Source organism: Streptomyces sp. NPDC048612, from assembly GCF_043199295.1.
Taxonomy (GTDB): Bacteria; Actinomycetota; Actinomycetes; order Streptomycetales; family Streptomycetaceae; genus Streptomyces.
Genome location: NZ_JBICVV010000011.1, coordinates 89,128 through 100,967 on the forward strand (window position 1 = coordinate 89,128; position 11,840 = coordinate 100,967).

The following is an 11,840-nucleotide window of genomic DNA, read 5'->3' on the forward strand; positions in this document are numbered from 1 at the left end:
ACGCTCACCGCTCCAGCAGCAGCCGGGCGATCGCGAGCTGCTCCTGCTCCAGCGCGTCCTCCCCGTCCTCGATGTTCCACAGCAGGTTCTGCAGCGCCCGCCCCAGCGTCCATGCGGCCGCCCGCTGCCGGTCGAGGCCCAGCACCTCCGTCATCAGGTCGAAGCGGTAGCGCACTTCGGACAGGTCGAAGTCATTGGCGAGCGCGGGCATCAGGTCGAAGCCCGGGTCGCCGGCCAGCGGCTTGGGGTCGATGGCGAGCCACGGCTCCCGTTCCCCGGCGAGGATGTTGTCGTAGTGCAGATCCCAGTGGAGCAGCCGGTCGCCGGGTTCGCCGACGACCTCGCGTACGGCCGCCGCGCAGCTCTTCAGGACCGCACGCTCGGCCGGGTCCGCAACAGCCCGGACCGCGTCCGGCACCGAGTCGATCATCTGCTGCGCGATGTCCCCCAGCTGCCGCAGACCGTCCGGCGCGGGCACACTGTTGAGCCTGGCCAGCAGCTCGGCGAGGATACGGACGGCCTCACGGGAGTCGTCGAGCGTCGACAAGTGGCGCTGCTCGTCGAGGCGTTCGAGAAGTAGCGTGTTGGTGTCCGCATCGTGGTCGAGCAGCCGGACGACGCCGTCGCCGCCCCAGACCCGCAGCGCGACCGGCTCCCCTTCGCTCTCCTCGTCGAGCAACTGCATCTTCAGTGCGGCCGGCGTCCCGTCGGCCCGCTCCACGGGCAGGACGAGCGCCGCCATCCCGCACAACGAGGGACCGGTCACCTTCAGCCCCCAGCGGTCGAGGAACTCCGCGGCCCGCTCCGGCAGCGCGTCGATGAACTCGCGACCCGCCGCACCGTTGAATGTGGTCTGCGTGGCGACGAGTTCGCCGGGGATTTCGATCACGCCGCCGATCCTAGGGGCGTAGCTGCCGCGGTCGTATCGGATTTCCACCGTGCGGCAGGCGCACGCACACGCCACGGCGGAGCGGGAGTGGCGAATGCCGTACGTCTCCGTCGGCAAGCCAGATTCTGCCGGGCTCAGGCGTGGCGGCCTGTCGCGGTGGGGAGAAAGACACCCTGACTCCGGGGGTGGTCGATGAACGGCGACATAGCGGGAAACCGAAGTCTGCTGGGCAGGCTCCGTGGTGCGCTCGCGCTGTGCGTCTTTCTCGGGGGACTGAGCCTGGCGCTGGTGTCCAACGGCCGGCCCGGCTTCTTGTGGTCCGCGCTCAACGAGCTGGCCCTCTTCGCCGCGGCAGCCGTCGCGATCCCGTTCTACTACGACCTGTTTCTCAAGGACGTCGAGCGGGTGCGTTTTCTCGGCGAGATGACCCGGTTACTGGATGAACGGCTGCCTGCCGGTGGTGCCGGCCGCGGCCTCACCGTCCGTGCCGAGGGTCGGCCGTCGCCGGCGGAGAAGGCCGAGTTCCTGGCGGGGGCGCACTCGGAGATCATCGAGATCGGGGTGGCGCTCCGCAGCCTGGCCGGCCTCTTCGTCTCACGGCCCGAACGGGACTTCGCCGGTCCGGTCCGCCGGCTCCTGAGCGAGGGCGTGAACATCACGTATGTGGTCGCCGATCCCGAGTCGGCCCTGATCGCCGAGTACTCCCGCAGCATCGGCGACCCGGAACTCCCGGACCGGGCGGCCTCCTCGGCCCGGGAACTGCTGGCGGTCGCCCGGGGCTTCGACGCCGAGGGGCTTCCCGGGCGGATGACGGTCCGGGTCACCCGGCAGCTGCCGACGTGCTTCCTGAGCCTGGTCGATCCCGACTCCGAGACCGGGCGCTGTCGTACGGCTCCGTATCTGCCGGGGGTGCGGCGGGCCGACTCACCGGTCCTCGACATCGCCAAGGCCTCCCAGCGCGAACTCTTCACGCGCTACGTGACCTACGCGCGCACCGTCCTGGACGACAGCCGGCCCTTGGACACTCCGTAGAACGAAACCGTCGCGGCATCAGCCTCCTACCGGCCACGGCTTCCGGCCGGCCCCACAGGCACGGATCGGTCGTCTTCCCTCAGTCGCGCTCCACGAGCAGGTGCCGGGGGCCGCGCAGTACCGGGCTGCGCCGGTAGGGAGGCGGGTCCTCGGTCAGGCGGGGAGCGTCGAGGTTCTGGATGAGTGCGTTCAGGGCGATCTGGGCTTCCAGGCGGGCGAGGGGGGCGCCGAAGCAGCTGTGGACGCCGCTGCCGAAGCCGAGGTGCTGGTTGTCCTCGCGAGCGGGGTCGAAGCGGTCGGGGTCGCGGAACCGTTCGGGGTCCCGGTTGCCGGAGGCGAGCATCAGGATGAGCGGGGCGCCCTTGGGGACGGTGAGCCCGGCGACCTCGATGTCGGCCAGCGGGGTGCGCTGCGGGAGCATCTGCACGGGGGGTTCGTAGCGCAGCAGTTCCTCGACCGCCCGGGGCATCAGGGCGGGGTCGGTGCGCAGGCGTGCCAGCTGGTCGGGGTGGCGCAGCAGGGTGAGGACGCCGTTGGTGATCAGGTTGACCGTGGTCTCATGCCCGGCGATCAGCAGCAGCACCGAGGTGGTCATGATTTCGAGCGGGGTGAGCTGCCCGCCGGCGCCGTCGCCCGCGGCGAACGCGGAGAGCATGTCGTCGGACGGCTGGTCGCGGCGCTTCTCGGCGAGGCCTCCCAGGTAGAGCGCCATCGCCTTGCGGGCCTCCGCGGCGGCGTGTTGGCGCTCCGCGGGGTCCTCCTTGGGGTTGGGGTCGATGCCGGCGACGATCGCGTCCGACCACTGGCGGAACTGCGGCTCGTCCTCGATCGGTACCCCCAGGAGGCGGCAGATCACGGTGACGGGGAGCGGGTAGGCGAAGTCGTCGACGATGTCGATCCGCTCCTTGTCCGCGAGGCCGGTGAGGAGTTCCTTGACGATGCGGGTGATCTCGCCGTGCATGGCGTCGACCCGGCCGGGGGTGTGGGGCGGGCCGAAGGAGTGCATGGCCAGGCCGCGCAGCCGGTGGTGTTCGGGGTCGTCGAGCCCGATGAAGGCGGGCGGGAGCGCTTCGTCGGCGGGGTCGCTCTCGTCCGGTGCGGTGCGGTGGCGGCGGTCCGAACTGATCCGTGGATCGTGGAGCAGCGCTTCGATCTCGTGGTACGTGCCGACGAGGTAGCTGCCGTCCTCCTGTCGTGCCACCCGGTGCTCACGGAGTTCGGCGTAGAGCGGGTAGGGGTCGGCGCGGTGGGCGTAGTCGGTGATCCGTTGGAACAGGGTTTCCGCAGCCATGCGCGGGGGCTCCTCATCGCTGTCGCTATGGAGTGGGCGGTTCACCGCCGTGCTGTGGTGGTTCGCCACCTCGGGGCGGCGGTTCGTCGTCTTGGGCGGTGTTCTCAGCGGGCCGGTTGCACCAAGGTCAGGCGGCGGTCCGGCAGATGACCGGTGAGGGCGACGGTCGGACCGTGCGAGAGCAGCCGCGGGTCCGGCACATCGGAGGGGACGGGTACCGGGGACTCGATCTGGTCGGCGGCCCCCGGAGCGGGCGGAAACGGCGCGGCGGTCTCGATCAGCCGCTGGTAGTACTCCAGTGACCTGGCCTGGTTCACGCTCACGGCCGCGGTGACCCGCCCCCGGTAGCCGTAGACGGCGACCAGCCGGGCGTCCTTCAGCGAGCCCTGGGCGATGACCACCTGGTCGGAGAAGGTGGGCACCCCGACGGACTTGATGTTGAGGCCGAACTGGCTGGACCAGAAGGCCGGGACCGTCAGGTGCGGACGTCTGCGGGGCCCCGGGTTGACCATGTTGTGCGCCGCCACCTCGGCCTGTGCGACGGCGTTGCCCCAGTGCTCCAGGGAGAGCAGCTGGTACTCGAAGAGCGGGTGCGGGAAGCGGGCGACATCGCCGGCGGCGAAGATGTCGTCGGTGACGATCCCGTACATGTCGAAGGCGCGGCACCCCGCGTCGCAGGTCACCCCCCGGGGACCGGCCGCGAGTCCCGCTTCGGCCAGCCATTCGGTGTTACGGACCGCGCCCAGGGCGATGACGGCGACATCGGCGTCGACGCGTGTGCCGTCGGAGAACTGCGCGCCGGTGAGCCGGCCGTCGCCCTCCAGGGAAGTGACCGTCACACCGCAGCGCAGGTCGACGCCGTGTGCGCGCTGCAACCGCGCGGCCATCGCGCCCAGCGTTCCGCCGAGCGCACCGACCAGGGGTGCCGGCCCCCGCTCCGCGACCGTCACCGGCAGACCGCGCTCCCGGCAGGCGGAGGCGATCTCCGAGCCGGTGAAGCCGGCGCCGACGACCAGGACCCGCCGCGGTCCGGCGTCGAGGCGTTCCGCGAGGCGGCGCGCATCGTCGCTGGTGCGCAGGGTGAACACGCCGTCCAGGGCGGCTTCGCCCGGGTGTGGCCAGGGCCGGGCACGGGTTCCGGTGGCGATCAGCAGCCGGTCGAAGGGAATGTCCGTGCCATCGGCGAGCAGCACGCGCTTCCCGATCGGATCGAGTCCGCTGGCCGCCACCCCGAGCTTCCACCGCGCGTCCACGTCGCGATGCCGGGGCAGCCCCGTGTGCTCAGCGGGAACCCTCCCGAGGAGCACCTGTTTGGACAGCGGCGGCCTGTCGTACGGGGCCTGCGGCTCCTCCCCGACCAGGGTCAGCGAGCCGGTGAACCCCTGCTCCCGGAGCGTCTCGGCGGCCCGCAGCCCCGCGAGCGAGGCACCGACGATGACGATCCGCCCGTCGCGTGGTTCACCGCGCACCGGAGCCCGCCTCCTCTCCCAGCAGGATGGCCTGCACCGGGCACGCGGCCACGGCCCTGCGCACCCGCTCCAGCTCCCCGTCCGGCACGACCGGGCGGTACAGCAGGGACTCCTCGCCATGCATCATGAACACCTCGGGCGCGAGGAACGCGCACTGCGCATAGCCCTGACAGCGATTGAGATCCACGACAACGTTCAACCCGAGCCACTCCTCCCACCGCCCACCACCACACTCGACGTCTCCGTCCTACTACCGGTGACGGCACGGCGCAGATCATGCTCGGCCATCCGGGGCGTCACCCGGGGTGAACGGAACCGCGGCCCGAGCCCCGGCGTACAGAGTCCGGGGCACCGGGGTGCTCTCCCCCACGGCCCCTTGAACGAGTGCTGCCGTCGGCGTCCGGGGTGACACCATGCGCGTCATGACAGACGACAGCACGAGCAGGTTCCGGGCGGGCCGGACTGGTCTCATCGTCAGAGTCCCGGAGGCGGAGCCGGTGGTCCGCGCATGGCGTGAACGGTTCGATCCGTCAGCCCGCGCGGGGGTCCCGGCGCATGTCACGGTGCTCTTCCCCTTCCTCGACGAGCACCGCATAGATACGCGTGTCCGCTCGGCACTCGCCGCCGTGCTCAGCCGACAACACCCCTTTGACCTGCGCTTTGAGAGCTGTGGGCGGTTTCCCGGCGTGCTGTATCTCGCGCCCGGGCCGGACACACAGTTGCGGCGGCTCACCGAGGTCATCGCCGGCCGGTGGCCCGAAGCCCCTCCCTACGGAGGCGAGTTCACCGAGGTGGTCCCTCACCTGACTCTCGCCGACGGTCAGGATGACGGTGTCCTGGATGAGATCGAAGCCGATGTTCTCGGCAAGCTGCCCTTCACCTCCCGGGTCTCGTCAGTCGAGCTCATGGTGCATGACGGCGCGACGTGGCAGGAGCGGGAGTCGTTCGCCCTCCGTGGGTGAAGGGAGGTACGGGTCACTCTCGCCGGCGGCGAGGTGCGCGGAGACCTGACAGCCGTCGTAGTGCCCTTTCGCCGACCGGCAGGCGAAGTTGAGGTGCCGGGCAGTCCCCGTTCACGGAACTCAGGACGAGACCCGGCACCGCCGGATCAGCGGTGGCCTGGCGACGAGGGAAGCGAACGCGGTACCCGTGCCCGCGTTCGGGCCACGTGTGCGCGACGAAGGCCGCCATGGAGAGTTCACTTCAGACTCACACGCTATCTGTAACCACAGTCATATGTCACCCCTATGTCACCGGTTCCGGGTCAGGTGACCCCTCTCCCCCGGCGGCCGGTTCTGGAGTCTGGGGTCCACTTGCGGAAAGCCTCAAAGGAGTGACATATGGAGAGAGTTCAGGGTCCGGTGCACGGCTCACGGTGCTGCGGACGAGGCTCGTATGGCTCATTCGCAGCTCAATTCTTGACTCCGGCGGACTGCATGCGTGAGGCCCTGACTCCCCTTGATCCTGGGCCGGTTGGGGGCGAACGGTTGACCGCGCACGCCTGTTCCCGAAGAGAAGAGGGCGCGACTCCGGGTTAATTGTGGAGAGAGATGAGTAACATCCAGCCAACCGTAGATCGATCAGGCGATAGAGAGCAGGCTGTGTCATGTCAGACTCGGAATTCGCTGCGCAGGTAGCTGCCAAACTGGAGAGCATCGCGAAAGAGATCGACGAGCTGCAGAAGCTCAAGGTGAAGCTGGAGGACCTCCAGAAGCACATCGGCGCCGGTCCCCGGAACACCGCCGTCACACCGCCGCCGGCCGAGCCCGAACCCGCGGTGACGAAACCGGTGACGGTCCCCCCGGCGCGGCGGGCTCAGGCCACCACCGCTCCGAAGGCCAAGCCGCCGACGAAGGCCCCGGCCAAGGCGGCGAAGGGTGCGAAGAAGAAGCCGCGGAAGGCCAAGCCCACCCGGGCCACCGCGGGCCGGCGGAACTCCACCCGCGCCGACCGTGTTCTCGGACTCCTCGACGAGCAGCCGCGCACGGTGGCGGAGGTGACCAAGCTGCTGGCGCAGGAGCATCCGGACCACTCCGCACCGGAGACCGCCGTCCGCAACACCCTGGAGACCTCGCTCGTCGCCAAGGGTCTCGTACACCGCAGCAAGCAGGGCCGCAGCGTCTTCTACGCCCGCCCGGCGGCCGGTGCCAAGTCCCAGACGACCGAGGTGCCCGCCACCAAGGAGGAGGCCGCTCCCACCCCTGCCTGACGGGAACGCCGTCCGGTGCTCGGCTACGCCGTCGGCCCCCGCCTCATGGCGGCCCCGCCGACGGCGAGCCGAGCCGGGCCCCGTCTTCGGGGGGCCTCAAGCAGGGTGGGACGGTACGACCGGGGGCGGTCGCGCAGGGGGAACCACACCGCGAGTCGTGTGATCGACTGCCCGCCCTGTAGGGTCGGAACGCAGTGATCCACCACGGTGATCAAGTGCCCTAGCTGCGGAAACGATGAAGATCGCCCCCGTGGCAGCCGGCCAGGAACGAGCCGCCCTGCGGGTCGGCGCACGGTCCCGACCCGGCAACTGGCAGGCCCTCGCAGCCGCGGGTCTGACGCCGTCGGCGAGGGCAGTCACGGGGGGTGTATCTGCCGAGTCTTGACTAATGGGCCTCGCCCGATCTTGACTGCCAGAGTCCCAGCCCCGCCAGGGCCCCCACCAGGGGTATTGGCCTACTCACCGAAGGTCACGATATGACGGTTGACGTCTCCGCCGCCACTGAGGTCGGGCAGTTCCTGCTCGGCGACTCCTTCCCGTGCCTGGCCGGCCGTTCAGCATGGCGACAGGGTGGTATCACCCACCGCCACTACACCTGGTTCGGGGATGACAGCTCCGCCGAACAGATGGCGGCCGACCTGCAGGAGTATGTGGAGGCGGTGGACTGGGCCGCCAAACCCTTCACCAGTTTCGTGGCCACCTTCTCGGGCCCGCTGGACCTGTCGGAGGTCGAGTTCGAGCAGTCGCTGTGGCAGCAGTTGCAGGCGGTGCACGACCACGACAGCCGGCACCACTCCTGGGCCAAGGGCTACGACCCGGACCCGCAGTCCGGTGCCTTCGCGTACAGCGTCGCCGGGCACCCGTTCTTCGTGATCGGGCTGCACGAGACGCACAGCCGCATCGGCCGCCGCCCGCCCTTCCCGATGCTCGCCTTCAACTCGCACCATCAGTTCGACCGGATCAAGGCCGCCGGCCTGTGGGACCGGCTGGCGGAGAAGATCCGCAAGCAGGACATCGAGCTGCAGGGCAACATCAACCCCAATCTCCTGGAGTACGAGAAGCTCTCCGAGGCGCGGCGCTACTCGGGCCGCCCCAAGCCGGCCGACTGGGCCTGCCCGTTCTCCGCCCGGGTCTGAGGCCCGTCGGTATCCGACGGGAGCGGCAGCGCCGAACCGCCGCGCGCGCCCGCCGCCCGCCCGGTCTCGACCATGGGCGGCGGTGGCACGCATCACGGCCCTCCTGCCCCGTCCTCAGATGGGGCAGGAGGGCCCTGGCCGGTGGCCCGGAGGGCCGTCATGCGGTCCGGGTCGCCCCGGCTCCGAGCCGGGCGAGCTGGCGGTCGTGCAGACGGCTGAGGAGCAGCAGCGAGACGACCGCTCCGAGGAGGGCGCAGGCCATGTCCCACTGGGTGTCCCACTGGTCCCCCTGGGTGGCGAGGAACGCGTCGGCCGCTTCGCCGCCGGCCAGCGCCGCCCACCACTCGATCATCTCGAAGAACGCGCTGAAGGCCAGGCAGGCGCACACGGTCAGCGGGGCCAGCCAGCCGCTGCCGCGCAACGGGGAGGTCCGGACCAGCAGTTCGCGGACCAGGATGGCGGGCACGAAGCCCTGCAGGAGATGGCCGAAGCGGTCGTAGGGGTTACGGGAGAGGTTCAGCGCGTTCTGGACCCAGTGCCCCACGGGGACTTCGGCGTAGGTGTAGTGGCCGCCGACGATCAGGACCAGGGCGTGCGCGGCGAGCAGGCAGCACAGGAGCGGGCTGAGCGGAAAGCGCTTCCGCACCGCGATCAGCACCGGTACGCCGACGATCACCCAGCAGGTCTCCATGAGCCAGGTGGTGCGGTCGTGCGGCTGGAGGCCCGACAGGGCCAGGGCGATGAGCACCACCGCGAGCAGAACCGGCGGCAGTGTGCGGGGAGTGGTCATGGCCTTCATGGATCAGCCTCGGAGACATCGGGTACGGGGCGGCGCGGCGTTCGTCCACTTCAGCGTCAGGGGCGTCGCGGAGCGCTGTCATGAGTACCGCTACTCAGATCCGTACCGCTGCGCCCGGACCGCAGATGCTCGGGCTTCTGCTCGGCCCACACCGTCTCCGCTCCCTCCGCCGGCGGGCCGGTCCGACGTGCCAGGTCGCGTTCCGCCCAGCGCACCACCGCGCGCATCCCGAGTCCGGTCACCAGGAACAGCGCCCCGAGCAGGAGCCAGCCCGGCACGCCCCAGGTGACGAGTAGCGAGGTGAGCAGCAGCGGGCCCAGCGTGCGCGCCAGCGGGACGCCCGTGCCGAAGAAGCCCTGGTACTGGCCGACTTGATGAGCCGGTGCCAGGTCGAATCCGATTTGCCAGGACCCGGCCGACTGCAGCATCTCGCCGACGAGCAGGAGCACCGCACCCGCGACGAGCACCCCACCGGCTCCCCACGGCGGCATATCTGCGGCCGACAAGGCGAACACCGGACACGAGGCGAGCATGATCAGGCAGGAGTGCCACACGGCCCGTGCGGCGGTGCGCAGCCCCGTCACCCTGCGGGCCGTACGGACCTGGAAGGCCATGACGCCCAGGGTGTTGAGGACGAACAGTGCCGAGACCAGCCAGCGTGGCGCGTCCGTACGCGCCACGATCCACAGCGGGAGGGCGAGGCTGAGCAACGGCATCCGCAGCAGGAGCACCGCGTTGAGGAACGTCAGCACGGCGTACGGGCGGTCCCGCAGCACCGCGAACCGCGGCTCGCCGCCCGTACGGCCCGGGACCGGGGCCACCGCGGGCAGCCGCAACAGCACCGCCGTACAGATCAGAAAGCCCACCGCGTCCAGGGCGAAGACCGCGAGATAGGCCTCGCGGGTGTCGTACTGCAGCGCCAGGCCGCCGAGGGCGGCGCCGAGCGCCAGCCCGGCGTTGAGCGTCGACTGGAGGTGGGCCAGTACGCCGGTGCGGGCCGAGCGGTCCACGAGCCCTGCGAGCAACGCCTGGCGGGCCGCGGCAAGTCCGCACTGTGCGGTGGCGTACAGGCACACGACGGCGAGGAACGGGACGAAGGAGCGGATGAACAGGAACGAGGCGACGGCGAAGCCGGTGGCCAGGGCCAGCAGCACCGCGGTGCCGCGCGGCCCCCGGCGGTCGGCGAGCGCGCCGAGCGGCACCCCCGCGACCGAGCCGACGGCCCACGCCACGGTCAGCCCCAAGCCGATCTGCGTCGGCGAGAGGCCGATGACCCGGGTGAAGTAGAGCGCCGAGCAGACGTAAAAGGCGCCGTCGCCGACCGAGTTGCTCAGCTGTGCCGCGGCGAGGACGCGTGGTGCGCCGGCCGGCGGCAGAATCCGCAGGGACACAGGTCTCCCAGGTGTGGCGGCCGGACGGCCGGATCTCGCGCGGTGCGTGGACGCAACGACGCTAGACAGCGGGCGGCCCGGCGGACAGATCCACTTACGCCCCTTGAACGTGGGCCAATTCGGCCTCCCTCACGGCCGGCACCACCGAATCCGGACCAGGTCGTCCAACCCAGTAGTGACGTGCACATGGCGCAGTTACGATCGAGTGCCCCCTACACGAAGGACTTCCCCCCATGAAGACGACATCCGTGCACAAGACATCCGTGAGGAAGGCGTCGGCGAAGGAGAACTCCGGTCGCAGAATCGCCTGGCGCATGCTGCTCGCGCTGGGCGGGATGGCGGCGTTAGCCGTACCGGCCGCGGGCCCCGCCCAGGCCGCCTCGCGCACCGCGGACGAGGCCGGCCGGGCGGGCCGGTGCGTCGTGGTGTACTTCGACCTCGGCGAGACCCTGGTGCACACGGCCGAGGACAAGAGCGTGCGGTACCTGCCGGGAGCGGCCGAGTACCTGCGCGCTCTGCGCGCCCGTCACATTCCCGTCGGCCTGATCACCAACGTGCCGTCCTCCTGGGGCTCCACCGACGCGGAGCGGGCAGCAGAGCTGAAGAAGGTCATCGACAAGGACTGGGCGGGCGGCACACCGTTCGCCTGGTCCGACTTCGGCGACCGGATCTTCACCCCGCGGACGGAGTCGGAGCGCAAGCCGGCCCCCGCCCTGTGGAAGCGCGCCAAGAAGGCCGCGGGCCCCTGCCGGGTGGTCTACCAGGCAGAGACCTCGGAGGAGGCACAGATGGGCAGCTCCCTCGGCTACTTCTCCTACCAGGTGGACCGGCCCGGGTGGCCCGCGTTCCTGCCGGTACGGATGATCACCGCGCTCTCCCATCTGCCCTACGGGAACACGGCTTCCGTTAAGGGGAGTTGAGGCGGTTGGGTCGCCGCCCGGGATGCGCCCCTAAGGGTCCCTAGGGGACCTTAGGGAGCCCTGGTGGCGTGACCGGCAGGAGGCGTGACCGGCTTCTGGCGTCATGTCATTGGCGGCTCTGGAGCGGAGGGTGTTCCTGCGGGAAGCCCTCCGCTCCCGGCCTTTCGTCCAGCCGAGTACGGCTACTACGGCTGTGCCGACGCCGCCGGGCCGGGCCCGGGGGCCGGGGCGGACCGCCTGGCGTTGCCCAACAGGCACGACTCAGGCGGGCTGGGTGTTTCGGCAGACCGTGCACACGATGCGGCGGGCCAGCTCCGGCAGCGTGCTTTTCCCCACGCCGTGAACGCGGACCACGGTCTCCGGCGTGGACCGGGCATGCTCGTGGCACAGCGCGGCGCCGCAGTTCCGGCAGATCGCCACCGCGGCGTTGCTTGCGTGGTCCGGCGCGCAGTCGTAGCAGTTCATGGGCACATTCCGATCTCGTGAGGTGGGCAGCGCGGGCCCCCCGCGGCAATGTACGTCGCGGCACGGGACGGAAGGCGGAAGCACATGCCGGATCGGGGCGGGGCTCACCTGCCCGCCCCAAGGACGGCCTCTCCTCACCGGCCGAGGGCCGGTGGCGGGGGGGGGCGCCGCGCGCGGGGGGGGGCGGGGGCCCGCCCCCCCCCGAGAGCCAGGGGCGCGGGACGTCACCCAGGGAGGGG

The 11,840-nt window shown here is 70.8% G+C and carries 12 protein-coding genes; 5 read left to right on the plus strand and 7 right to left on the minus strand.

Going from position 1 to position 11,840, the window contains the following annotated elements; translation table 11 throughout:
- Positions 1 to 4: 4 nt before the first annotated feature.
- Entirely contained in the window at positions 5 to 898 is an 894-nt protein-coding gene (locus ACGFN2_RS18760; protein ID WP_393362026.1) for an aminoglycoside phosphotransferase family protein, read from the minus strand.
- Between the two features lie 183 nt (positions 899 to 1,081).
- Between ACGFN2_RS18760 and ACGFN2_RS18765 the strand changes: the two genes are divergently transcribed.
- Positions 1,082 to 1,921: a hypothetical protein gene (locus ACGFN2_RS18765; protein ID WP_393361684.1), complete on the plus strand. Its 840-nt coding sequence runs from the start codon at positions 1,082 to 1,084 to the stop codon at positions 1,919 to 1,921.
- Between the two features lie 79 nt (positions 1,922 to 2,000).
- Here the strand turns inward: ACGFN2_RS18765 and ACGFN2_RS18770 are convergent, their stop codons facing one another.
- The 3 genes from ACGFN2_RS18770 to ACGFN2_RS18780 all read right to left on the minus strand — a co-directional run bounded on the left by ACGFN2_RS18770 (position 2,001) and on the right by ACGFN2_RS18780 (position 4,880).
- Entirely contained in the window at positions 2,001 to 3,212 is a 1,212-nt protein-coding gene (locus ACGFN2_RS18770) for a cytochrome P450 (RefSeq protein ID WP_393361687.1), read from the minus strand.
- A 104-nt stretch (positions 3,213 to 3,316) separates the two neighbouring features.
- Complete coding sequence (locus tag ACGFN2_RS18775) at positions 3,317 to 4,681, minus strand: NAD(P)/FAD-dependent oxidoreductase (protein ID WP_393361690.1); 1,365 nt, start codon at positions 4,679 to 4,681, stop codon at positions 3,317 to 3,319.
- Positions 4,671 to 4,880: a ferredoxin gene (locus ACGFN2_RS18780; RefSeq protein WP_362614977.1), complete on the minus strand. Its 210-nt coding sequence runs from the start codon at positions 4,878 to 4,880 to the stop codon at positions 4,671 to 4,673. Before ACGFN2_RS18780 ends, ACGFN2_RS18775 begins: the two co-directional genes overlap by 11 nt.
- A gap of 223 nt (positions 4,881 to 5,103) precedes the next feature.
- Here ACGFN2_RS18780 and ACGFN2_RS18785 point away from each other — a divergent pair, with 223 nt between their 5' ends.
- The 3 genes from ACGFN2_RS18785 to gntA all read left to right on the plus strand — a co-directional run bounded on the left by ACGFN2_RS18785 (position 5,104) and on the right by gntA (position 8,026).
- Complete coding sequence (locus tag ACGFN2_RS18785; protein WP_393361693.1) at positions 5,104 to 5,643, plus strand: 2'-5' RNA ligase family protein; 540 nt, start codon at positions 5,104 to 5,106, stop codon at positions 5,641 to 5,643.
- A gap of 644 nt (positions 5,644 to 6,287) precedes the next feature.
- Entirely contained in the window at positions 6,288 to 6,890 is a 603-nt protein-coding gene (locus tag ACGFN2_RS18790) for a hypothetical protein (RefSeq protein WP_393361696.1), read from the plus strand.
- A gap of 476 nt (positions 6,891 to 7,366) precedes the next feature.
- Positions 7,367 to 8,026 carry a guanitoxin biosynthesis heme-dependent pre-guanitoxin N-hydroxylase GntA gene (gene gntA, locus ACGFN2_RS18795; protein ID WP_362615322.1) on the plus strand — a complete coding sequence of 220 codons (660 nt, stop codon included), beginning with the start codon at positions 7,367 to 7,369 and terminating at the stop codon, positions 8,024 to 8,026.
- Between the two features lie 157 nt (positions 8,027 to 8,183).
- Here the strand turns inward: gntA and ACGFN2_RS18800 are convergent, their stop codons facing one another.
- Positions 8,184 to 8,816 carry a DUF2238 domain-containing protein gene (locus ACGFN2_RS18800; RefSeq protein WP_393361699.1) on the minus strand — a complete coding sequence of 211 codons (633 nt, stop codon included), beginning with the start codon at positions 8,814 to 8,816 and terminating at the stop codon, positions 8,184 to 8,186.
- A 65-nt stretch (positions 8,817 to 8,881) separates the two neighbouring features.
- On the minus strand, positions 8,882 to 10,216 hold the full coding sequence (locus ACGFN2_RS18805; RefSeq protein ID WP_393361702.1) for an MFS transporter: 1,335 nt from the start codon (positions 10,214 to 10,216) through the stop codon (positions 8,882 to 8,884).
- 233 nt (positions 10,217 to 10,449) lie between these two features.
- Between ACGFN2_RS18805 and ACGFN2_RS18810 the strand changes: the two genes are divergently transcribed.
- Positions 10,450 to 11,136 carry a hypothetical protein gene (locus tag ACGFN2_RS18810; RefSeq protein ID WP_393361705.1) on the plus strand — a complete coding sequence of 229 codons (687 nt, stop codon included), beginning with the start codon at positions 10,450 to 10,452 and terminating at the stop codon, positions 11,134 to 11,136.
- 261 nt (positions 11,137 to 11,397) lie between these two features.
- Here ACGFN2_RS18810 and ACGFN2_RS18815 read toward each other — a convergent pair whose 3' ends face one another.
- Positions 11,398 to 11,601 carry a DUF2180 family protein gene (locus ACGFN2_RS18815; RefSeq protein ID WP_393361708.1) on the minus strand — a complete coding sequence of 68 codons (204 nt, stop codon included), beginning with the start codon at positions 11,599 to 11,601 and terminating at the stop codon, positions 11,398 to 11,400.
- Positions 11,602 to 11,840: the final 239 nt, after the last annotated feature.